At 71.3% G+C, this 20,999-nt stretch carries 20 protein-coding genes and 2 pseudogenes; 12 read left to right on the top strand and 10 right to left on the bottom strand.

Going from position 1 to position 20,999, the window contains the following annotated elements:
• Nucleotides 1-46 precede the first annotated feature (46 nt).
• The 3 genes from purN (at nucleotide 47) to ABZ815_RS44615 (ending at nucleotide 2,536) form a co-directional block, all read left to right on the top strand.
• On the top strand, nucleotides 47-682 hold the full coding sequence (purN, locus tag ABZ815_RS44625; protein ID WP_357707781.1) for a phosphoribosylglycinamide formyltransferase: 636 nt from the start codon (nucleotides 47-49) through the stop codon (nucleotides 680-682).
• Nucleotides 679-2,220, top strand: coding sequence for a bifunctional phosphoribosylaminoimidazolecarboxamide formyltransferase/IMP cyclohydrolase (purH, locus tag ABZ815_RS44620; RefSeq protein WP_357707780.1), 1,542 nt, complete (start codon nucleotides 679-681; stop codon nucleotides 2,218-2,220). Before purN ends, purH begins: the two co-directional genes overlap by 4 nt.
• A 139-nt stretch (nucleotides 2,221-2,359) precedes the next feature.
• On the top strand, nucleotides 2,360-2,536 hold the full coding sequence (locus ABZ815_RS44615) for a hypothetical protein (RefSeq protein ID WP_357707777.1): 177 nt from the start codon (nucleotides 2,360-2,362) through the stop codon (nucleotides 2,534-2,536).
• 30 nt (nucleotides 2,537-2,566) lie between these two features.
• On the opposite strand, the gene ABZ815_RS44610 is transcribed toward ABZ815_RS44615, so the two are convergent.
• Nucleotides 2,567-3,466, bottom strand: a complete 900-nt coding sequence (locus ABZ815_RS44610; RefSeq protein ID WP_357707775.1) for an ROK family protein — start codon at nucleotides 3,464-3,466, stop codon at nucleotides 2,567-2,569.
• Nucleotides 3,467-3,709: 243 nt separating this feature from the next.
• On the opposite strand from ABZ815_RS44610, the gene ABZ815_RS44605 reads away from it, so the two are divergent.
• Both ABZ815_RS44605 and ABZ815_RS44600 read left to right on the top strand, forming a co-directional pair.
• Nucleotides 3,710-4,555 carry a bifunctional methylenetetrahydrofolate dehydrogenase/methenyltetrahydrofolate cyclohydrolase gene (locus tag ABZ815_RS44605; protein ID WP_357707774.1) on the top strand — a complete coding sequence of 282 codons (846 nt, stop codon included), beginning with the start codon at nucleotides 3,710-3,712 and terminating at the stop codon, nucleotides 4,553-4,555.
• Between the two features lie 73 nt (nucleotides 4,556-4,628).
• Nucleotides 4,629-5,780, top strand: coding sequence for a C45 family peptidase (locus ABZ815_RS44600; protein ID WP_357707773.1), 1,152 nt, complete (start codon nucleotides 4,629-4,631; stop codon nucleotides 5,778-5,780).
• 6 nt (nucleotides 5,781-5,786) lie between these two features.
• On the opposite strand, the gene ABZ815_RS44595 is transcribed toward ABZ815_RS44600, so the two are convergent.
• From ABZ815_RS44595 to ABZ815_RS44575, 5 genes are read right to left on the bottom strand one after another with little or no spacing between them, the layout of a single operon-like run.
• Nucleotides 5,787-7,355: a thiamine pyrophosphate-dependent enzyme gene (locus ABZ815_RS44595; protein WP_357707772.1), complete on the bottom strand. Its 1,569-nt coding sequence runs from the start codon at nucleotides 7,353-7,355 to the stop codon at nucleotides 5,787-5,789.
• Nucleotides 7,356-7,360: 5 nt separating this feature from the next.
• Entirely contained in the window at nucleotides 7,361-8,131 is a 771-nt protein-coding gene (locus tag ABZ815_RS44590; RefSeq protein ID WP_357707771.1) for an ABC transporter ATP-binding protein, read from the bottom strand.
• Nucleotides 8,124-8,873, bottom strand: a complete 750-nt coding sequence (locus ABZ815_RS44585) for an ABC transporter permease (RefSeq protein ID WP_357707770.1) — start codon at nucleotides 8,871-8,873, stop codon at nucleotides 8,124-8,126. The genes ABZ815_RS44590 and ABZ815_RS44585 overlap by 8 nt, the downstream gene beginning before the upstream one ends.
• A complete protein-coding gene (locus ABZ815_RS44580; protein ID WP_357707769.1) occupies nucleotides 8,870-9,640 on the bottom strand; it encodes an ABC transporter permease in 771 nt (256 codons plus the stop codon). The genes ABZ815_RS44585 and ABZ815_RS44580 overlap by 4 nt, the downstream gene beginning before the upstream one ends.
• Nucleotides 9,637-10,569, bottom strand: coding sequence for an ABC transporter substrate-binding protein (locus ABZ815_RS44575; protein ID WP_357707768.1), 933 nt, complete (start codon nucleotides 10,567-10,569; stop codon nucleotides 9,637-9,639). The genes ABZ815_RS44580 and ABZ815_RS44575 overlap by 4 nt, the downstream gene beginning before the upstream one ends.
• 101 nt (nucleotides 10,570-10,670) lie before the next feature.
• On the opposite strand from ABZ815_RS44575, the pseudogene ABZ815_RS44570 reads away from it, so the two are divergent.
• Nucleotides 10,671-11,205, top strand: a pseudogene (locus tag ABZ815_RS44570) (IclR family transcriptional regulator C-terminal domain-containing protein); the annotation flags it as partial.
• Between the two features lie 5 nt (nucleotides 11,206-11,210).
• Here ABZ815_RS44570 and ABZ815_RS44565 read toward each other — a convergent pair.
• The gene (locus tag ABZ815_RS44565; RefSeq protein ID WP_357707767.1) at nucleotides 11,211-12,083 is read right to left on the bottom strand and encodes a MurR/RpiR family transcriptional regulator; all 873 of its coding nucleotides are present in this window, start codon (nucleotides 12,081-12,083) and stop codon (nucleotides 11,211-11,213) included.
• Entirely contained in the window at nucleotides 12,068-13,498 is a 1,431-nt protein-coding gene (locus ABZ815_RS44560; protein WP_357707766.1) for a glycoside hydrolase family 3 N-terminal domain-containing protein, read from the bottom strand. The genes ABZ815_RS44565 and ABZ815_RS44560 overlap by 16 nt, the downstream gene beginning before the upstream one ends.
• An 88-nt stretch (nucleotides 13,499-13,586) precedes the next feature.
• Between ABZ815_RS44560 and ABZ815_RS44555 the strand changes: the two genes are divergently transcribed.
• A complete protein-coding gene (locus ABZ815_RS44555; RefSeq protein ID WP_357707764.1) occupies nucleotides 13,587-15,116 on the top strand; it encodes a family 10 glycosylhydrolase in 1,530 nt (509 codons plus the stop codon).
• A gap of 237 nt (nucleotides 15,117-15,353) precedes the next feature.
• Here ABZ815_RS44555 and ABZ815_RS44550 read toward each other — a convergent pair whose 3' ends face one another.
• Complete coding sequence (locus ABZ815_RS44550) at nucleotides 15,354-16,001, bottom strand: FHA domain-containing protein (protein WP_125644444.1); 648 nt, start codon at nucleotides 15,999-16,001, stop codon at nucleotides 15,354-15,356.
• Nucleotides 16,002-16,182: 181 nt separating this feature from the next.
• On the opposite strand from ABZ815_RS44550, the gene ABZ815_RS44545 reads away from it, so the two are divergent.
• The 3 genes from ABZ815_RS44545 to ABZ815_RS44535 are packed head-to-tail and all read left to right on the top strand — an operon-like array spanning nucleotide 16,183 to nucleotide 18,871.
• The gene (locus ABZ815_RS44545; RefSeq protein WP_357707762.1) at nucleotides 16,183-17,304 is read left to right on the top strand and encodes a citrate/2-methylcitrate synthase; all 1,122 of its coding nucleotides are present in this window, start codon (nucleotides 16,183-16,185) and stop codon (nucleotides 17,302-17,304) included.
• Nucleotides 17,301-17,600: a DUF3017 domain-containing protein gene (locus ABZ815_RS44540; protein WP_357707760.1), complete on the top strand. Its 300-nt coding sequence runs from the start codon at nucleotides 17,301-17,303 to the stop codon at nucleotides 17,598-17,600. The genes ABZ815_RS44545 and ABZ815_RS44540 overlap by 4 nt, the downstream gene beginning before the upstream one ends.
• A 53-nt stretch (nucleotides 17,601-17,653) precedes the next feature.
• On the top strand, nucleotides 17,654-18,871 hold the full coding sequence (locus ABZ815_RS44535) for an NADP-dependent isocitrate dehydrogenase (protein WP_357707759.1): 1,218 nt from the start codon (nucleotides 17,654-17,656) through the stop codon (nucleotides 18,869-18,871).
• Between the two features lie 252 nt (nucleotides 18,872-19,123).
• Here the strand turns inward: ABZ815_RS44535 and ABZ815_RS44530 are convergent, their stop codons facing one another.
• On the bottom strand, nucleotides 19,124-19,627 hold the full coding sequence (locus ABZ815_RS44530; RefSeq protein ID WP_357707757.1) for an SRPBCC family protein: 504 nt from the start codon (nucleotides 19,625-19,627) through the stop codon (nucleotides 19,124-19,126).
• A 144-nt stretch (nucleotides 19,628-19,771) separates the two neighbouring features.
• Here ABZ815_RS44530 and ABZ815_RS44525 point away from each other — a divergent pair.
• Nucleotides 19,772-19,897, top strand: a pseudogene (locus tag ABZ815_RS44525) (LysR family transcriptional regulator); the annotation flags it as partial.
• A gap of 127 nt (nucleotides 19,898-20,024) precedes the next feature.
• Nucleotides 20,025-20,672, top strand: a complete 648-nt coding sequence (locus ABZ815_RS44520) for a LysR substrate-binding domain-containing protein (RefSeq protein ID WP_357707755.1) — start codon at nucleotides 20,025-20,027, stop codon at nucleotides 20,670-20,672.
• Nucleotides 20,673-20,999 lie beyond the last annotated feature (327 nt).

Genomic DNA, 20,999 nt, shown 5'->3' with positions numbered 1-20,999 from the left:
GAGGAACAGATACCCTGTCAGCCCCACCCTGTTTCCATTCTTTGGAGTGTGCGTGTCAAAGGCTGGGCGGCTCGTCGTCCTCGTCTCCGGCTCTGGAACCAACCTACAGGCCCTGCTGGACGCTTCCGCCGACCCGGCGTACGGTGCGCGGGTGGTGGCTGTGGGCGCGGATCGGGACGGCATAGAAGGCCTGGCCAGGGCCACCAAGGCAAATGTCCCGACATTTGTTGAAAAACTGAGCGATCATGCGACCCGGGCGGACTGGGATGCCGCCCTCGCCGCCGAGATCGCATCGTACGAGCCCGACCTGGTGGTGTCGGCGGGCTTCATGAAAATTTTGGGTGCGCCCACGCTCGACGCGTTCCCCGTGCTCAACACCCATCCGGCGCTGCTGCCGTCCTTCCCGGGCGCCCACGGCGTGCGCGACGCGCTGGCCCACGGGGTGAAGGTGACCGGCTGCACGGTGATGCTGGCCGACGCGGGGATCGACACCGGGCCGATCGTCGCCCAGGAGGCGGTGCCCGTGCTGCCGGATGACGACGAGCCGGTCCTGCACGAGCGCATCAAGACCGTCGAGCGCCGCCTGCTCGTCGACATCGTCGGCCGGATGGCCCGTGAGGGCTGGACGGTCAGCGGACGAACCGTCCGCATCGGCAACCAATCAGGAGGGGAAAGCACGTGACTCGCATCGCCATCCGGCGCGCGCTGATCGCTGTCTACGACAAGTCCGGGCTCGAAGAGCTGGCCAGGGCACTCGACGGCGCCGGCGTGGAGATCGTGTCGACCGGCGGCACGGCCGCCGCGATCGCGTCCCACGGGATCCCGGTGACCAAGGTGGAGCAGCTCACCGGGTTCCCCGAGTGCCTCGACGGCCGGGTCAAGACGCTGCACCCGCGCGTGCACGCCGGCCTGCTGGCCGACCTCACCAAGCCGCACCACGTGGCCCAGCTCGACGAGCTGGAGATCGACCCGTTCCAGCTCGTGGTGGTCAACCTCTACCCGTTCCAGCAGACGGTGGCCTCCGGCGCCTCCGACGAGGAGTGCGTCGAGCAGATCGACATCGGCGGGCCCGCGATGATCAGGGGCGCCGCCAAGAACCACGCCACCTGCGCGGTCGTGGTCGACCCCGCCGCCTACGGCGACGTGCTCACCGCGCTGGACGAGGGCGGGTTCACGCTGCACGAGCGCCGCCACCTGGCCGGTGTCGCCTACGCCCACACCGCCGCCTACGACGTGGCCGTGGCCAACTGGTTCGCCGGGCCGTACGCGGGCGGGGAGGAGTTCCCCGAGTTCACCGGCACCGCGTACGAGCGCAAGGCGACCCTGCGCTACGGCGAGAACCCCCATCAGCGCGCCGCCCTCTACACCTCCGGCTCGGGCGGCCTGGCCAACGCCGAGCAGCTCCACGGCAAGGAGATGTCCTACAACAACTACCTCGACTCCGACGCGGCCTGGCGGGCGGCCTGGGACTTCGCGGAGCCGTGCGTGGCGATCATCAAGCACCAGAACCCGTGCGGCATCGCCGTCGGCGCCGACGTGGCCGAGGCCCACCGCAAGGCCCACGCCTGCGACCCCGTCTCGGCCTACGGCGGCGTGATCGCGGTCAACCGCGAGGTCACCGTCGAGCTGGCCCGGCAGATCGCCGACGTGTTCACCGAGGTCGTCGTGGCCCCCGGCTTCAGCGCGGAGGCGCTGGAGGTGCTGCGGGCCAAGAAGAGCCTGCGTCTGCTGCGCTGCCCGGAGGGGCCGTCCCAGCCGCTGGAGTTCCGCCGCATCGACGGCGGCCTGCTGCTGCAGGCGGTCGACAGGGTCGACGCCGGCGGCGACGACCCGTCGGCGTGGGAGCTCAAGACCGGCGCGGCGGCCTCGCCGGAGCTGCTGGCCGACCTGGCCTTCGCCTGGCGCGCCTCGCGCTCGGTGAAGTCGAACGCCATCCTGCTGGCCGCCGACGGCGCCACGGTGGGTGTGGGCATGGGCCAGGTCAACCGGGTCGACTCCTGCCGCCTCGCGGTCAGCCGGGCGGGGGAGCGGGCCGCGGGCTCGGTCGCCGCCTCCGACGCGTTCTTCCCGTTCCCCGACGGGCCGCAGGTGCTGATCGAGGCCGGGGTCAAGGCGATCGTGGAGCCCGGTGGCTCGATCCGGGACCAGGAGGTGATCGACGCCTGTGAGCAGGCGGGCGTCACCCTCTACTTCACCGGAACCCGCCACTTCTTCCACTGATCACCGGTTGATACCGGTTGATCATATAAAGGGCGACAAGAGATCACTTGTCGCCCTTTATCCGTTTTCGGCGGCGAGCATCGGCCCGGCCCGGTTACCCTGATTGCCGCCCTGCCGTGCTCATTCCCCCGGAGTCCCCATGCTCGACGCGACCCTGCACGCCTTCGTGACCATGAACGGTTTCTCGACCAGCCCGTTTGTCCTCCTGGTCTTCGCCTTCGTGGGTGCGTACCTCGGCAGCCGCGTCGTCGAGCTCATCCCCTTCACCCGGCGGATCATCGAGCGCCGCGAGGCCCGCTTCGCCGAGCGCGACTGACTGGACAGGCGCCAGGCGAGCCGGGCGGGACTAGCTCGACAGGCGCCACGCGAGCCGGGCGGCCCCGGCCAGCCCCGCGCGCACGCCCAGCGTGGTCGGCCGCACCCGGACCGACCGGACGAACGCCAGCCCCGCCACGTCGTCGAGCGCCCGCTCCAGCGGGCCGAAGAGCACCTCTCCGGCCGCCGACACGCCACCGCCGATGACCACGGTGTCGAGCTCGACCGCGGCCGCCGTGGAGGCGATCATGCCCGCCAGCGCCCTGGCGCCGCGCTCGAAGGCCGCCACGGCCACCGGATGCCCGCCGGCCGCGTCGGCGGCCAGCGCCCTGGCGTCGCGGTCGCCGACGGGCGCCCAGCCGCTCTCCAAGGCCCAGCGGGCCAGGTTGGGGCCGCTGGAGTAGCGCTCGACGCAGCCCCGGCCGCCGCACTCGCAGCGCTCGCCGCCCGGATCGACGCTCATGTGGCCGACGTGCCCGGCGTTGCCCGCCGGGCCCAGGAGCGGCGCGCCGCCGATCACCAGGCCGCCGCCGATGCCGGTGGACACGACGACTCCGAGCAGCGAGGTGCTGCCCTGCCCGGCGCCCAGCCAGTGTTCGCCGAGCGCCATGCACTGGGCGTCGCCGGCCAGCACCACCGGCAGGCCGGTCAGCCGCCGCAGCTCGTCGCGCAGCGGGAAGCCGCGCCAGCTCGGCATGTTCACCGGGCTCACGGTGCCGGTGGTGAGGTCGAGCGGGCCCGCGCAGCCGACCCCGACGGCGTGCGGGGGCGGGCCCCCGCCGGTCACCTCCGCGACGAGGTCCTTCAGGGCGGCCATGACGTCGGCCCGCGGCGTGGGCCGGGTGGCCGGACGCAGGACGGAACCGGCCTCGTCGACCAGCGCGGCGGCGAGTTTGGTCCCGCCGATGTCGACGGCGAGTACGCACCTCATCCGCGTACGGGGTGGCCGGGCCGGCGGCGACCGCCGAGGCGTGGCAGGGGGGAGCGGGCAGGCAAGGGGAACCTCCGTCTGGCGTGCTGTCGGCGCCACGATATGTCTTTCCTTGATCGATGACAACGATGTCATCGTTACCCTGTGGACAACGGAGGCCGTCTGCCTCCCATCTGTGGAAAAACTGTGGACGAACGCGCGGCCGGTGCCGGCGGGCCGGGGAGTCGTGGAAGGATTGACGGCATGAGCGCAGTGAAACTCGACGGCAAGGCGACAGCCGCCAGGATCAAGGCAGACCTCGCGACCCGGGTGGCCGCGCTCAAGGACCGTGGCATCACGCCCGGCCTGGGCACCGTCCTGGTGGGCGACGACCCCGGCAGTCAGATCTACGTCGCGGGCAAACACCGCGACTGCGCCGAGGTCGGCATCGCCTCCATCCGCGTCGACCTCCCGGCCACCGCCACCCAGAAGGACGTCGAGGCGGCCATCGACGAGCTCAACGCCTCCCCGGCCTGCACCGGCTACATCGTCCAGCTCCCGCTGCCGAAGCACCTCGACACGATGGCGCTGCTGGAGCGCATGGATCCGGCCAAGGACGCCGACGGCCTCCACCCGGTCAACCTCGGCCGCCTCGTCCACATGGTCGACGCGCCCCTCCCGTGCACCCCTCACGGCATCGTGCTGCTGCTCCAGGCGTACGACGTGCCGATCAAGGGCGCCGACGTCGTCGTGGTCGGCCGTGGCATCACCGTCGGCCGCTCGCTCGGCCTGCTGCTGACCCGCCGCAGCGAGAACGCCACGGTGACCCTCTGCCACACCGGCACCGAAGACCTGGCCGCCCACGTGCGCCGCGCCGACATCGTCGTGGCCGCGGCCGGCGTGCCCGAGCTCATCACGCGTGACATGGTCAAGCCCGGCGCGGCCGTCCTCGACGTGGGCGTCTCCAGGGTCCACGGCAAGATCGCCGGCGACGTGGCCCCCGACGTGGAGGAGGTCGCCGGCTTCCTCACCCCCAACCCGGGCGGCGTCGGCCCGATGACCCGCGCGCTGCTGCTGTCCAACGTGGTGGAGGCCGCCGAGCGTTCCTGAGCGGTGGGATGAAGCCCTGATGGGGGGAATGGGAAGAAGAGCGAGCCCCACCCCCATCACGGAAGGCCGATTCATGGACACCCCGCTCATCGCTGTCGAGGGCACCTACGAGGAGATGGGGGCCGCGATCGGCCACCAGACCGCCGACCTGGTCGCGCGGAGCGTCGAGACCTACCTGCGGCGTTTCCGCGACAAGTCGGGGCTCTCCGCCGCCGACGTGCTGCGCTGGGGCCAGACCTTCCTCGACGTGGCCAGGGCGTACGACGCGAGCATCGCCGCCATGCTGGAGGGCCTCGCGGCGGGCGCGGGCCGGCCGGTCGAGCACATCGCGGCGCTCAACGCCCGTACCGAGCTGCTCGACGGCACCGGCTACCACGACGACGGCTGCACCTCGGTCGCCGTCCTGCCCAAGTACACCCGCGACGGTCACACCCTGCTCGCCCAGAACTGGGACTGGCATCCCGAGCAGGGCGCGGTCACCTTCCTGCTGGCCACCCGCGACACCGAGGGGTTCGCGGTGCTCACGCTGGCCGAGGCGGGCATGCTGGCCAAGTCGGGGCTCAACTCGGCGGGGCTCGGGGTGTGCGCGAACCGCCTGCAGTCCGACCGCGACCACGCCGGGGCGGGGGTGCCGTACCACTACCTGCTGCGCGGGGTGCTGCAGTCGGAGCGGATGAGCCGGGCCCACCGCAAGGTGCTCGACGTGCCGCGCGTCTCCTCGGGCAACCTGCTCATCGCCGACGCCGGAGGCGAGGCCATCGACCTGGAGGTGGCGCCCGGCGCGTTCGGCGCGCTGCTGCCGCGCGACGGCCTGCTCACCCACGCCAACCACTTCGAGGCCGAGCTGCCGCTGGAGGACATGAAGGCGGCCCGGTCCGGCCTGACCCTGCTGCGCCCCGAACGCGTGCGCCACCTGCTGGAGGACACCGCCGCCGAGCGCGCGGTGGGCCTGGAGCACGTCGTCGCCGCCCTGCGCGACCACTACTCCTTCCCCGACGGCGTCTGCCGCCACCTCGACCCCGACGCCACCCTGGCCGAGCAGTGCCGCACGGTCTACTCCGTCGTGATGGACCTCGACGCCCGCGAGCTGTCGATCGCCGGCGCGCCGCCGTGCGCCCGCCCGTACGAGCGATGGTCCCTGGACGAGGTGTTCAAGCCGGACGCCACCCCCGAGCTCTGCTTCGACCCCACGACCGACGACGGGCGGCGTCCTTCGGCCTGGTGAGCCCGCTCAGGGCTGGAAGTCCGGGTCCACGGTCACAGCGACGTCGAGCAGCAGCGGCTCCTCGCGCCCGGCCAGCGACGGGATCACCTCGTCGAGCGCGGCTGCCAGCTCGGCGGGGCCGTCCACCCGCCGGGCCGGGCAGCCCAGCGACCTGGCCAGCGCGCCCATGTCCACCTCGGTGAACGGCGGCCAGGGGGCCTTGCCGCCCTGCCGGTCGGCCAGCCGGTCCATGACCGCGTAGCGGCCGTTGGCGAGCACGACGAACAACGCGCCCACCCGGTAGTGGGCGGCGCTCCACAGGGCGTGCACGCCATAGAGCGCCGACCCGTCGCCCACGACCGCGACCACCGGACGTCCGGGCAGCGCCATGCGCAGGCCGACCGCGGCGGGCACGGCGAACCCGAGCCCGCCCATGGCCGCCGAGACGAAGCCCAGCGGGTTCCTGGCCGGGACCAGCCGGTGCAGGTCAGGACGGGACGACGGGGTCTCCTCCAGCAGCACGACGTCGCGGGGGAGCCGCCGGGCCAGCTCGCGCAGCACGTACGCAGCCCGCATCGACTCCCCGCCGGGCACCTCGGGAACCGGGGCCACGTCCACCGGAGCGGGGGAACGGGCGGGCACCAGGACCGCCAGGCGCTCGCAGACGGCTCCCGGCGGGGCCAGGACGGCCAGGTCGGCCGCGCTCCGGTGCGCCTCGGCCGGGTCGTCGGTGACCACGGCGACCGCCGTCCCCGGCTCGACGAGCGGCCCCGGCGCGTACGGGTACTGCCGGAACACCGGCGCCCCCACGGCCAGCACGACGTCGTGCGGGGCGAGCGCGGCCCGCAGCCGCCCGCGGTCGGCCGGCAGCACCCCGGCGTACTGGGGATGGTCCTGCGGGAACCCCGCCAGCGCCCCGAACGACTCCTGGAACACCGGGCACGCCAGCCGCTCGGCCAGCTCCACCAGCGGCCCCCACGACGCCCCCGCGCCCGCCACGATCGCCGGGGACCGCGCCCCGGCCAGCAGCTCGGCCAGCGGCGCCAGGCCGGCGTCCGGCACCGCGGCGGGCCGCAGCACCCGGACGGGCGCGGCCGGGGTCTGGCCGTCGAAGGGCGCGTCCCAGTCGTCCATGGGCACCACGACCAGCGCCGGGCCCCGGTGCGTGACCGCCTCGTGGAAGGCCCTGGCCAGCGCGCCGGGCACGTCCTGCGCCCGTACCGGCTGGTTCGTCCACACCGGGTAGTCGCCGGCCAGCCCGGCCAGCCGCCCGGCGAGGAACGGCTCCAGCGCCAGGTGCCGCCGGTCCTGCTGCCCCACCAGGACGACCAGGGGCACCCGGTTCACCCGGGCCGTGGCCAGGGCGCCCACCGCGTTGCCCAGCCCGGCCGTGGTGTGCAGCACGGCCAGCGCGGGCGCGGCCTGCCCGATCGCCCAGCCGGTGGCCAGGCCGACGACCGAACCCTCGTGCAGCGCGAGCACGAAGCGGAGGTCGTCCGGCAGGCCGGTCAGCAGCGACACCTCGGTCGATCCGGGGTTGCCGAAGATCGTCGTCAGTCCGTACCGGCGCAGCACCTCGAACGCCGCTGCCCTCACTGTGCTCACTGTGCCCCTCTCGCCTGCTGGATCCGCCGGTAGACCTGCCCGCGCAGCTCGCCGAACCGCGGCAGCGACCGGGTGGTGAGCTGGTCGCGGTCGCGCGGCAGGTCGATCGTGAGGTCCTCCATGACCGAGGTCGGCGACGACGACAACACGATCACCCGCCGGCCCAGGTAGACGGCCTCGTCGATGTCGTGGGTGACGAACAGCGTGGTCACCTCCAGGTCCCGCCAGAGCCGCAGGATCAGGTCTTCGAGGTCGGCCCTGGTCTGCGCGTCCACGGCGGCGAACGGCTCGTCCATGAGCAGCACCTGCGGCTCGTACGCCACGGCCCGCGCGATGGCGACGCGCTGCTGCATGCCGCCGGAGAGCTGCCAGGGGTGCGCGTCGGCCACGTCGGCCAGCCCGACGGCCGTCAGCGACCCGGTCACCAGCTCGTCCCGCCGCGCGCGCGGCACCCGCTTCTCCTTCAACGGCAGCTCGACGTTCTGCCGCACGGTCATCCAGGGGAACAGGCTGCGGCCGTACTCCTGGAAGACCACGGCCATGCGCGGCGGCGGCCCGGTCACCGGCTCGCCGGCCACCCGCACCTCGCCCCCGCTGACCGGCAGCAGCCCGGCCACGCACCGCAGCAGCGTCGTCTTGCCACACCCGGACGGGCCCACCACGCACACCAGCTCACCGGCCGCGACGCCGAAGGTGACCGAGCCGATGGCCTCGACCCGGCGGCCGGGACTGCGGTAGACCTTGTTCAGCCCGGAGATCTCAAGCACGGGCGGCCCCACCTCCGTGGTACCAGGCCAGGACCCGCCGCTCCAGCCGGCGGAAGAGCAGCGACAACCCGAGGCCGAGCAGCCCGAGCAGCAGGATCCCGCTCCACATCTCGGCGATCTGGAACTGCCGCTGGAACAGCAGGATCGTGAACCCGAGCCCGCTGGAGCCGCCGAACATCTCGCTGATGACCATGAGGATGATCCCGATGGACAGCGCCTGCCGCAGCCCGGTCATGATCTGCGGGCTCGCGCCGCGCAGCACGAACCGGCGCAGCCTGGACAGGCCGCGCACGCCGTACATGCGGCAGGTGTCCGACAGCACCTCGTCCAGCGCCCGTACGCCCTCCACGGTGTTGAGCAGGACGGGCCACACGCAGCCCGACACGATGACCAGCACCTTCATGGGCGTGTCGATCCCGGCCAGCAACATGATCAGCGGCACCAGCGCGGGCGGCGGGACGGCCCTGAAGAACTCCAGCACCGGTTCGAGCGTGGCCCGCAGCCGCCGCGACAGCCCGATCGGCACGCCGAGCCCCACTCCGAGCAGCCCGGCCACCGCGTACCCCGCCAGCAGCCGCGCGAGGCTCGGCAGCACGTCGTCGAGCAGCCGCCGGGAGAACCACGTCGCGGCGAAGGCCCGGCCCACCTCCGCCGGGCCCGGCAGGTAGAACGTGCTGCCGCCGACCGCCCACCACACCAGCACGAGCGCCGCGGGCAGTGCGACCAGCCGGAGCGCCCTCACGCCGCCGCCTCCGAGCGCACGGCCGGATGCCAGGCCAGCACCCGGCGTTCGAGCAGCCGCACGGCCGCGTTGACCACGATGCCGACGCACCCGGCGACCACGATCAGCGCGTACACGGTGGGCACGGCCCCGCTGCTCTGCGCCACCTGGATCTCCGCGCCGAGCCCCGGGCTGCCGATCACCAGCTCGGCCGTCACCGCCAGGATGAACGCCACCGCCGCCGCCAGCCTGAGCCCGGTCATCACGTACGGCAGCGCCGTCGGCCACACCAGGTGCCTGATCCGCGACCAGGCCGACAGTCCGTACGAGCGCGCGGTGTCGTGGGCGACCGGATCGACGGCGGCGACGCCGTACAGGACCTGGACGAGCACCTGCCAGAAGGCGGCGTACACCACGAGCAGCAGCGTCGAGCCCAGCGAGGCGCCGAACAGCAGCGTGGCCAGCGGCACCAGCGCGACCGAGGGGATCGGCCGCAGGAACTCCACCGTCGAGCCGGTCAGCGCCCGCAGCCCCGGCACGGTCCCGATCAGCACGCCCGCCGCGACCGCTGTGCAGAACGCCACGGCCAGCCCCAGCGCCCAGCCGCGCATGGTCTCGCCGAGCGCGATCCAGAACGCGGACGTGGCCAGCTCGGCGGCGAGCGCGCCGAGTATCCGCGTGGCCGGCGGCAGGAAACGCTCGTCCACCAGGCCGAGCCGCGGCACGGCCTCCACCAGCGCGAGCAGGCCGCACAGCCCGGCGAGCCCGTAGGCGGGACCGCGGCTCACGGGACCAGCGCGGACACGTCGATCCTCTTCGTCAGCACGCCGTCGGCCAGCGCCAGGTCGGCGATGGTCTGCACGGACGCCTTGTTCACCTCGACGGGCCACCGCGGCAGGTTGATCTTCGCGATCACCTCGGGCGCGATCTTCGTGTACGTCCCGAGGATCTGCCGCACCTCGTCGGGGTGGCCGTCGGCGTACTCCAGCGACTTGCGCATCGCCGCCGTGAACCGCCTGGTCAGGCCGGGGTCGGTCCGGCCGGTGGTGAAGTACATGGCGACGGTGAGGTCGGGGGCGGCGTCGGCGAAGTTCCAGGCCACCGGCCGCGCTCCCTGGCTGATCGCCTGGCTGACGAACGGCTCGACCACCCAGATGGCGTCCACCCGGCCGCTCTTCAGGGCCGCGGGCGCGTCGGGGAAGGGCAGCTCGACGAACTCGATGCCGCCCGGGTCGCCGCCCGCCTTGCGCACCGAGGCCCGTACGGTCGTGTCGCCGATGTTCTTGAGCTGGTTGACCGAGACGCGTTTGCCCGCCAGGTCCTTGGCCGACCTGATCGGGCTGCCCGGCTCGACCAGCACCGCGCTGAAGTCCTCGCCCTGCCGTCCGGTCGAGGAGACGCCGTTGGCCACCACCTTGACGTCCAGGCCCTGCTGCTTGGCGGTCAGCAGCGAGGTGGTGTTGGCGAAGGCGAACTGGAACTGCCCGCCGACCGCCCCGGAGATGCTGGCCGCGCCGCCCTGCACAGGTGTGATCGTCAGGTCGATGCCCTGCTCGGCGAAGAAGCCCTTGGACCTGCCCAGGTGGATGGGCGCGGTGTCCACGATCGCGATCACTCCGGCGTTGACCTCGTCCTTGCCTTCCGTCCGCGTACCCGGCTGCGTGCCGCCGCAGGCGGTCACGAGCAGGGCGGCGAGGATGATCAGAGCGCGACGCACGGGCTGCTCCCAGGTGTTCGCAATGCGCACAGGTATTCTCTGTCCGAACAGCTCTGTATGGCGGAAACTACGCCCTTGTCGGTTCCTGTCAAGGGATCACCATGGTCGGTCATGTGCAGTCGCTGGCCAGAGGGCTCGCGGTGATCCGCGCGTTCAGCGCCGCGGTGCCCGAGCTGACGCTCAGTCAGGTAGCGCGGGCGACCGGTCTCAGCCGCGCCGCCGCCAGGCGCTTCCTCATCACGCTCGCCGACCGGACCCCACCTGGAACGCCTGGCGGCCGAGGTGCACGAGTCCGCCTCGGTCGCGGTCCTCGACGGCGAGGACGTCGTCTACGTCGCCCGCGTCGCCACCGCCCGGATCATGAGCGTGTCGATCAGCATCGGCACCCGCTTCCCGGCCTACTGCACGTCGATGGGCCGGGTGCTGCTGTCCGCCCTGCCGCCCGCCGGCCTGGAGGACCACCTGGGACGCGCCGCGTTACGCGAGCTGACCTCCAGGACCGTCGTGCGGCCCGCCGCGCTGCGGGCCGAGCTGGAGCAGGTGCGCCTGCGCGGCTGGGCCATGGTGGACCAGGAACTGGAGGAGGGTCTGCGGTCCGTCGCCGCGCCCGTACGCGACCACGCCGGCCGTACGGTCCTCCCTCACCGGTTGCGGTAGCGGTCGGTCGCGTCGCGGGTGGCGCGGATCGCCGCCTCGGCCCGGTCGTAGGTGCGCTGGGCCAGGCCGACGAAGATGCAGTCCACGATCAGGAGCTGGCTGATCCGGCTGGCCAGCGCGCCGGGCCGGAAGGCGGTCTCCCGGCCGGCCGACACCAGCGTGTGGCTGGCCAGGTCGGCCAGCGACGAGCGCGGGTTGTTGGTGATGGCCACGATCAGCGCCCCCGCCTCGGCCGCCGTACGGGCCGGGACCAGCACGTCCGGCGTCTCGCCGCTGCAGCTGATGGCCACCGCCACGTCGCCGTCCCGCAGCAGCGCGGCGCTGGTCAGGGCCAGATGGGCGTCGCTGAACGGGTGGCTGGACAGGCCGATGCGCAGCAGTTTCTGCGACATGTCGGCGGCCACCAGCCCCGAGGCGGCCACGCCGTAGACGTCCACCCGTCGCGCCATCGCGATGGCCTGGACGACCTCGCCGAGCTGGTCGGGGTCGAGCTGCGCCGCCGTGTCCGCCAGCGCGTCGGACTCCGCCCGCGCCACTTTGGCGATCACGTCGGTCAGCGGGTCGTCGGGGGCCAGGTCGCCGGGCACCAGGCGTTCCGGCTGCTTGGCCACGGCGGCGGCCAGCGCGAAGCGCATCTGCGAGTACCCGGCGAAGCCGAGCGCCCGCGCGGTGCGCACGATCGTGGCCTCGCTCGTGCCCGACACCGCGCTGAACTCGGTGATCGTGCTCCGCACGACCAGGCCGGGGTCGTCCAGGATGATGCGCCCGATGGCCTGCGCCGCCGGGGTCAGTGACGGCAGCACCGCGCGCACGGTGGCGACCGGGTTCACGGGCTCGGCGCTCAACGGGTCAGCCATTCGGCCGCCGCCTGCGCGGAGACGCGGGAGATGCCGTGCGTGGCGAGGTGGGCGGCCCCCACGGGCGCGTCGCTGATGCCGGTGTCCACCACGATCGCGTCGGGCCGGACGGCCAGCGCCCGCGCCAGCGCCTCGCGCACCCACGGATGCCGGGCGGCGTCGTGCACCACGAGCACCACGGGCCGGTCGTCGAAGGCGGGCAGCGCGCCGTCGCGGTCGAGGCGCACCCTGTCGGTGTTCGGCAGCCGGGCGGCCAGCGCCGCCGTGATGCCGGTCGGCGTGGCCGGATCGACCGCCTGACTGAGCCGGGTGTTGACCTCCACGACCAGCGGGGCCCGGTCCAGCACGGCGGAGCCGGTCGTGGTCAGCGCGGCCCTGGCGGCCTCCAGGCCGACGCCCTCGTCGACGTCGGCGCGGGCCTTCTCACGCAGCGCGGACCGCTCGGCGTACCAGGTGGACAGGGCGAGCACCCGCTCGGCCGCCTCGGCCAGCCGCTCCTCCGCCAGCGTGCCCGAGCGCACGGCCGCGACGACGGCGTCGCGCATCTCGTGCAGGCTCCGCTCGTCGGCCCGGCCGGCGCAGATGACGTCGACGCCGGCGGCCAGCGCGCGCACCGCGATCTCGCCGGGGCTGAACATGGCGGCCACCGCCTGCATCTCGATCGCGTCGGTGACGACCACGCCGTCGAAGCCGAGCTCGCCCCTGAGCAGCTCGGTCAGGGCGCTGTGGCTGAGCGTGGCCGGCATCGACGGGTCGAGCGAGGGCACGAGCAGGTGGCCGGACATGATCGTGCGTACGCCGTGCGCGATGGCGGCCCGGAACGGCGGCAGGTCGCGTTCGTCCAGCACCGCCCGCGAGGCGTGCACGGTGGGCAGCGCCAGGTGGGAGTCGGTGATCGTGTCGCCGTGCCCCGGGAAGTGCTTGGCGCAGGCGGCCACGCCCGCGCCCTGCACCCCGGCCACGTACGCGACCGTGTGCCGGGCGACCAGCTCGGGATCGGGCCCGAACGACCGCACGCCGATGACCGGGTTCTCCGGGTTGGCGTTCACGTCGGCGGAGGGGGCGTAGTCGAGGGAGATGTCGAGCTCGGCGAGCATCCGGCCGATCTGCCGGCCGACCCGCTCGGTGAGGTCGACGTCGTCGGCCACGCCCAGCGCCCGGTTGCCGGGGAAGGAGCTGCCCGCGGCCACTTCGAGCCGGGTGACCGCGCCGCCCTCCTCGTCGATCGCGACGATCACGCCGGGGTTCTCGGCGCGCACCGAACGGACGAGCTCCTCGCCGATGGAGTTGCGGGCGAACAGGATGACACCGCCCAGGCCCTCGCCCAGCGCGCGGCGCAGCCAGTCGGGAGGCGACGTCCCTTCGAACCCCGGCTGGAGCACCGTCATCGCAAGTCGGACCAGCTCTGCGCTCATGCGGCATTTTCCTTCACGGTTGTTGATCTGAAGGTAATTTTCTGTCATCGTCGCCCTCGACACAACCATTGTCGAGAGGCCACCCCCCATGCCCAGCAGAAGGACTCTCCTGAAGGGTCTCGCTCTCGCCGCCGCAGCGTCCGCCGTGCCGCTGCCGGCCTTCGCCCAGGCCGACTACGTCCCCCCGCTGCGTCAGATGCGCGGCATGTGGATCGCTTCCGTGGTCAACATCAACTGGCCCTCGAAGCCGGGGCTGAGCGCCGACGAGCAGAAGGCCGAATACCTCGCCTGGCTCGACGTGGCCGTGCAGCGCAAGCTCAACTCCGTGTTCGTGCAGATCAGGCCGACCGCCGACGCGTTCTGGCCGTCGCCGTTCGAGCCCTGGTCGCAGTACCTGACCGGCACCCAGGGCCAGGACCCCGGCTACGACCCGCTCGGGTTCGCCGTCGAGGAGACCCACAAGCGCGGCCTGGCCTTCCACGCCTGGTTCAACCCCTACCGCGTGTCGATGCAGCCCGACCCCAGCAAGCTGCACCCGGACCACCCCGGACGCAAGAACCCCGACTGGATCCTCCCGTTCGGCGGCAAGCTCTACTACAACCCGGGCATGCCCGAGGTCCGCAAGTTCTGCCAGGACGCGATGATGGACGCGATCACTCGCTACGACATCGACGGCCTGCACTTCGACGACTACTTCTACCCGACCAACACCACTGCTTTCGACGACAGCGCCACGTTCGCCAAGTACGGCGCCGGCTTCCCCGACCTGGCCTCCTGGCGGCGCAACAACGTCGACCTGATGGTCAGCGAGATGCAGCAGCGCGTCCTCCAGGCCAAGCCGGAGATCGCCTGGGGCATCAGCCCGTCGGGCATCTGGCGCAACAAGGGCACCGACCCGCTCGGCTCCGAGACCAACGGCGGCCAGTCCTACGACAACCTGCACGCCGACACCCGCGGCTGGGTCAAGAAGGGCTGGCTGGACTACATCGCGCCGCAGCTCTACTGGTACATCGGGCAGCCGCCGGCCGACTACTCCAAGCTCGTCCCGTGGTGGTCCGACGTGGCCGCGGGCACGAACACGCTGCTGTGGATCGGGCAGGCCGCGTACAAGGCGGGCGACCCGGCCCAGGCCGCCGAGTGGCAGAAGCCGGACGAGCTGTCGAAGCACCTGACGCTCAACCGCGCCCACCCCGAGGTCGGCGGCGACATCTGGTACAACGCCAACGACGTCAAGGTGGACAGGCTCGCCTCCATCACGACCACCGTCAACGACCACTACCAGCGGCCCGCGCTCGCGCCCGTGCTGCCCCGCCTGGCGAACGGCGAGCCGCCGCGCCGCCCGGTGGTGGCGTACGCGCTGCGCCGCAACGGCGGCGTCGAGGTCCGCGTGGTCGCGACCGGCCGGAACGAGCCGTTCCAGTTCGCGATCTTCCGCTTCCCGGGCGAAGCCGGCCAGAACGCCTTCGCCGACGCCCGCAACCTGGTCGCCGTCGTGCCTGGCGACCGGCAGATCCGCTGGACGGACCCGGACGGCAAGCGCGGCGACCACTACTACGCGGTCGCCGTCGACCGGGCCAACAGGACCAGCCAGGCCAGCCACGGGTTCCGGGTGATCTGAAATACGCCGGTAAGGAAACGTTCATCTCCGGCGCCGCGCGCATGGCTGACCAGCGCGCGTCGCCGGGACGTTTCCCGACCGGCGACAAGCACGGCACGCGTGCCGCGGGCCTTTTCGGTCCGCGGTCACCCGCCCTCGCCCGTTCCGCGCCCAGCAGGGATGGGCACGGTGATCTGTCGATGGTTCCGACGCTGCCGGAACCCCTCGCCGAAGCCCCGGTCGCGATCCGGCTCCCTCTTAGGAAGCCCTCCTACCGGCCGCCGACGGCTGCTCAGCCGCGGCGCCCGCCGACCGCTGTGGTGGCACCACAGGGGTCGGGCGCACCAGCCCGAGCGCGACGACCTCGTTGGCGAGGCGCGTGCGGCGGTTGGTGCCCTCAGGAATCCTGAACTTCTGGTACAGCCGCAGCAGGTGTTGCTTGACCGCGGCTTCGGTCACGACCAGGTCGTCGGCGATCTCGCGCGCCGTCGCCGGAGCGACGAACGCCTCGTCGGACAGCGCCGGCCTGCAGAGCGAGGTCAGCACATCGACCTCGCGCCTGGTCAGCTCGGGCGCCGCCGCCCTGCGCAGCTCGACCTCGGGGGTGAAGTCCTCACGGGGGACTCCACCGATGCGACCCCGCGCCGCGCCGAACGAGACGACGTCGCCGTCGTCGAGGACCCTCCGGGCGATCGGCCTGCCGTTCACCCGTGTGCCGTTGCGGGACAGGCCCAGGTCAACGACGTACAGGTAGGGTCCTCGTCTGACGAACTCGGCATGGAGTCGAGACACACTGGGGTCGGTGAGCCGGATGTCCACACCCCGGCCTCTCCCGACCGTCGTGATCTCGGGGCGCAACGGGACCACGTCGCCGGTGTCCTCGATGCGTATGAACGGCCCCTCCACGGCAGTTCCTCCCCAGGTAGCCCGCCGTAACTATTACTACAGCTCCGGCTTACCCAACCGAGGGGATGCGGAATCTCCTTTGCCGAAAGGAGAATCCGTCGTGAAATTGGTCTGGACCTCTGCGGACGGTTTTACCTGCTCACGGGTAGACTTCGGAGGAAGATAAGCGGAGGAATCACTCATGGCGGACAAGCCCACGAAAGGCCTGGCCGATGTCGTCGCCGCGTCCACAGCGCTGAGCGACATCGACGGCAAGGCCGGTCGCCTCTTCTACCGTGGATACGACATCCACGACCTGGCCGGCCGAGCGACGTTCGAGGAGACCGCGTACCTGCTGCAGTACGGCAAGCTGCCCGGCCGGGCGGAGCTGGAGGCGTACGGGGCCGACCTGGCGCAGGGCAGGGAGCTCGGCGCGCTGGTCGCGGCGAACGTCGCGGAGATCGCCGAGAAGCAGAAACCCATGGAGGCGCTCCGCTCGCTCGTCTCCCTCTCCGGCGCCGACGACCCCGACAAGGACTCCACCGCCCCCGACGCCAACCTGCGCAAGGCGGCGCGCCTGACCGCGCAGCAGCCCGTGCTGGTCGCCCGCTACCACGCCGCCCGCACCGGCGGCGCGGTCCCCGAGGCCGACCCCGGGCTGAGCATCGCCGGGAACTTCCTGCTCCAGGTCACCGGCCGCGCCCCCGAGGCGCGCGCGGTCGAGATCTTCGACGAGTGCCTGGTGCTGCACGCCGACCACACGATGAACGCCTCGACGTTCGCCGCCCGCGTCTGCGCCGCGACCCTGTCGGACATGCACTCGGCCATCGTCGCGGCCATCGGCACGCTCAAGGGCCCCCTGCACGGCGGCGCGAACGAGCAGGTCATGAAGACGCTGGAGTCGATCTCGCCGGGCGGGGTGGCCCAGGCCGTACGCGACAGGCTCGCCGCGGGCGAGAAGATCATGGGCTTCGGCCACCGCGTCTACAAGACCGAGGACCCGCGCGCCACGCACCTGCGCCGGATGTCGGCCGAGCTGGCCGAGTCCACCGGCGACGACACCTACTACCGGATGTCCAAGGAGATGGAGGAGGTCGTCTTCGAGACGAAGGGCCTCTATCCGAACGTCGATTTCTACGCGGCGTCCGTCTACCACTACCTTGGCATTCCGACGGACCTGTTCACCCCCGTCTTCTCGATCAGCCGCATGTCCGGCTGGACCGCGCACGTGATCGAGCAGCATGCCGACAACAGGCTGATCCGGCCCGACAGTGAATACATTGGCGAGCGCGATCAGAAGTGGAAGCCAATAGAAGAGCGTTGAGCCGAGAGAACGAACGCGAACGTTGGGGACCGTTCCCGCTGATCCTGGCGGGAGCGGTCGTCACCGTGCTCGTGATCCTGCTGGTGGACCCGCGCTGGGGCGGGTTCGCGCTGGGTGGCGTGCTGATGGTCGCCGCCGCGCTCCGGTTCGCCGGGTTCGACGGGCAACTGGCCGTCCGCGACAGGAGGACGGACGTCATCACGCTGACCGCGTTCGGCTTCCTGATGGCCCTGACCTCGCTGGCGCTGTACAACAACGCGTTCAAGGCCTGGCTTCTGTCCCTTTTGGCCGGTTGACGGGACGGTCCGATAGCCTCAACGCATCCATTCATTGAAGGGGAACCATTCGCATGCCCAAGATCAAGGTGGAGGGTCCGGTCGTCGAGCTCGACGGCGACGAGATGACCCGGATCATCTGGCAGTTCATCAAGGACCAGCTGATCCTTCCCTACCTCGACGTCGACCTGAAGTACTACGACCTGGGGATCGAGCACCGTGACTCGACGGACGACCAGGTCACCATCGACGCCGCCAACGCCATCAAGAAGTACGGCGTCGGTGTGAAGTGCGCCACCATCACCCCGGACGAGGCGCGGGTCGAGGAGTTCGGGCTCAAGAAGATGTGGAAGTCCCCCAACGGGACCATCCGCAACATCCTCGGCGGCGTGATCTTCCGTGAGCCGATCATCATGTCGAACGTGCCGCGGCTCGTGCCCGGCTGGACCAAGCCGATCGTCGTCGGCCGTCACGCGTTCGGCGACCAGTACCGCGCCACCGACCTGAAGATCCCCGGCGAGGGCACCCTGACCCTCACGTACACGCCGAAGGACGGCTCCGAGCCGATCGAGATCGACGTGTACGACTTCCCGGGCAGCGGCGTCGCCATGGCGATGTACAACCTCGACGAGTCGATCCGCGACTTCGCCCGCGCCTCCATGCGCTACGGCCTGGCCCGCAACTACCCGGTCTACCTGTCGACGAAGAACACCATCCTCAAGGCGTACGACGGCCGCTTCAAGGACATCTTCGCCGAGGTCTTCGAGACCGAGTTCAAGGCCGACTTCGAGAAGGCCGGGCTCACCTACGAGCACCGCCTCATCGACGACATGGTCGCCGCGGCGCTCAAGTGGGAGGGCGGCTACGTCTGGGCCGCCAAGAACTACGACGGCGACGTGCAGTCGGACACCGTCGCGCAGGGCTTCGGCTCGCTCGGCCTGATGACGTCCGTCCTCATGACCCCCGACGGCCAGACCGTCGAGGCCGAGGCCGCCCACGGCACCGTCACCCGCCACTTCCGCGAGCACGAGAAGGGCAACCCCACCTCCACGAACCCGATCGCCTCGATCTTCGCGTGGACGCGTGGCCTGGCCCACCGCGGCAAGCTCGACAACACCCCCGCCGTGACCGACTTCGCCAACAAGCTGGAGCAGGTCTGCATCGAGACCGTCGAGAGCGGTCAGATGACCAAGGACCTCGCCCTGCTGGTCGGCGGCGACGCCAAGTGGCTCACCACCCAGGACTTCCTGGCCGCCCTGGACGAGAACCTCAAGAAGAAGATGTCTGCTTGAGAGAAAACGGCCTCTACCTGCGGCTTCGTCGTACGGTAGGGGCCGTTTCGCATGTCTGGCAGTCCGAGCTTCGGGATGACACCTGCTCGTACGAGGGCCGTCTTCCAGGGGACGTTGTTGAAGCTCGGCCGGCACGTCGATGTCCGCGCTGCACGCCGCGTGAGAGAGGTGTCTCCGACCCTGCGGATCAAAGACGCCTTCCTTTTGACGGTCGCCTCGCAGCAGGCCATCTCCTTGCCGTGACTGCCAGGGTCACGGCGCCTCGGCGGCGGTCTTGATCGAGCCGAGCCAGCGCGTCAGCTCGGCGTGCAGTTTCGCGCTGTTGTAGAAGAGCCCGAGCAGGGAGCCGGCCATGGACTCCTCGGTTCGCAGGAGCGTGGTTCCGTCCTGCCGGGTGGTGATGAGGTGGCGGTGCGCGGCGCGCGAGCCCATCGCGCTGCCGGTCCAGGTGATCTCGCGGAGTGGCTCGACGACGGCGAACCGGGAGCTGATGGCGGTACGGCCGTTGACCCAGGTGAACGGCGTATCCACCGTGACGCCGCTGTCGCCCGCGATGCGCACGTCGCGGATGGCTCGGTGGAATGCCGACCATGCGGTGGGGTCGGCGAGCAGACCCCAGACCCGCTCAGCCGGTGCGTCGATCACCACCTCGTGCGCGGAGCGGATGGGCGCCTCCTCGTCGATCCGGTGCCGCTTGGCGTAGTTGTTGTGCAGCTCATCCAGCGACGGTCCGCGGTAGCGAATCTCCCGCAGCATCTGGGTCCCCCATGCGTGATCACGAGTGGGCTGGGCGTTCGCCAGCCGTTTGCTCCGTCCACTCTCGTCAAGACCCTGGCCTGGATCAACGTAGACTTCACGCCCGTGCCGATAACGCACGGGTTATGACTAGGGGCGGGGCTTGTGGAACTTCGGGACATCGAGATCTTCCTGACGCTGGCCGAGGAGTTGCATTTCGGGCGGGCGGCCGAACGGCTGCACGTGTCCCAGGCCCGTATCAGCCAGGCCATCAGTCAGCAGGAACGCCGGCTGGGCGGGGAACTGTTCGACCGCTCCAACCGCCGCCAGATCCGCCTCCCCCCCGCTGGGCCGGCAACTCAGCGACGACCTTCGACCGATCTACACGAGCCTGAACGACAGCTTGGAACGCGCGCGAATGGCCGCCGAAGGCGTCGCCGGTGTGCTCACGCTCGGCAGCATGGGCCCGCAGGGCTGGATGATCCGCGAGATCGTCGATCGGTTCCGCAACCGATGTCCGGCCGTCCGGCTCGTGCATCGCGAACTCAACGTCGTCGACCCGCTCACATCGCTTCGAGCCGGTGAGGTCGACGTGGCCCACCTGTGGCTGCCGGTCGGCGAACCCGACATCACCACCGGTCCGGTCACCCACACCTCACCGGTCGTCGTCGTCATGGCCGCCACTCATCCGTACGCCGACCGGGAATCGCTGAGCTTGGAGGACTACGGAGACCTGACCTTCATGGGACACCGATCACCGATCCCGGCATCCATGGAAGAGGCGTTCCAGCCCTTTCACACGCCGTCCGGGCGCCCGGTCGCCCGCGGCCCGGTCATCTCCAACTGGGAGGACGAGCTCAAGGTCATCAGCACTGGACAAGCCGTCGGTGCCGCCGCCGCCGAGGCCGCCCGTTTCTATCCTCGACCGGACCTCGCCTATGTCCCCGTGACCGATGCCCCGCCCCTTCGATGGGCTTTCGCCTGGCGCGCCACCGACACCAACCCGCTCATCCGTGCCCTCGCCGAGGCCGTCGACACCCTGCCGCGTCCAGGCTCGCGGCGCTGAAGGACATGCCGGCGGAGAGCGAATCCACTCATCACAGCAGTCAGTCGGCGACCCTGACGACGCGGATAAGGCGTTGCGGGCCCGGCTGCTCGGCATGAGGGGGTGTAGGTCCGCAGGGTGATGCGCGGACGAGGTCTTCGCTGAGGGCCGTGATGTTGTCTCCGGCGCCCAGGAGCGCTGAGGCGTAGGAGTGGCCACAGGGCTGTGTATGGTGCGCTCGCGGGCGGCCTGTGCGGCTCGGGATGCCACCTGCTCCGTCTTCGTTGGACGTTCTTCATACTCGGCCGGCCGCGACGTCAGGTCACCAACGGGCCGTCCGCGGATCCA

The sequence above is a fragment of the Nonomuraea sp. NPDC047529 genome (assembly GCF_040642995.1).
Lineage (GTDB): Bacteria > Actinomycetota > Actinomycetes > Streptosporangiales > Streptosporangiaceae > Nonomuraea.
This window is presented reverse-complemented; position numbering and strand designations above follow the sequence as displayed.

Bases quoted from the DNA above. Each gene is read 5' to 3' on its own strand.
- ABZ815_RS44615 (WP_357707777.1), top strand. From the start codon at position 2,360: ATGCTCGACGCGACCCTGCACGCCTTCGTGACCATGAACGGTTTCTCG.
- ABZ815_RS44610 (WP_357707775.1), bottom strand. From the start codon at position 3,466: ATGAGGTGCGTACTCGCCGTCGACATCGGCGGGACCAAACTCGCCGCC.
- ABZ815_RS44605 (WP_357707774.1), top strand. From the start codon at position 3,710: ATGAGCGCAGTGAAACTCGACGGCAAGGCGACAGCCGCCAGGATCAAG.
- ABZ815_RS44600 (WP_357707773.1), top strand. From the start codon at position 4,629: ATGGACACCCCGCTCATCGCTGTCGAGGGCACCTACGAGGAGATGGGG.
- ABZ815_RS44565 (WP_357707767.1), bottom strand. From the start codon at position 12,083: ATGGCTGACCCGTTGAGCGCCGAGCCCGTGAACCCGGTCGCCACCGTG.
- ABZ815_RS44560 (WP_357707766.1), bottom strand. From the start codon at position 13,498: ATGAGCGCAGAGCTGGTCCGACTTGCGATGACGGTGCTCCAGCCGGGG.
- ABZ815_RS44555 (WP_357707764.1), top strand. From the start codon at position 13,587: ATGCCCAGCAGAAGGACTCTCCTGAAGGGTCTCGCTCTCGCCGCCGCA.
- ABZ815_RS44545 (WP_357707762.1), top strand. From the start codon at position 16,183: ATGGCGGACAAGCCCACGAAAGGCCTGGCCGATGTCGTCGCCGCGTCC.
- ABZ815_RS44535 (WP_357707759.1), top strand. From the start codon at position 17,654: ATGCCCAAGATCAAGGTGGAGGGTCCGGTCGTCGAGCTCGACGGCGAC.
- ABZ815_RS44530 (WP_357707757.1), bottom strand. From the start codon at position 19,627: ATGCTGCGGGAGATTCGCTACCGCGGACCGTCGCTGGATGAGCTGCAC.
- ABZ815_RS44520 (WP_357707755.1), top strand. From the start codon at position 20,025: ATGGCCGCCGAAGGCGTCGCCGGTGTGCTCACGCTCGGCAGCATGGGC.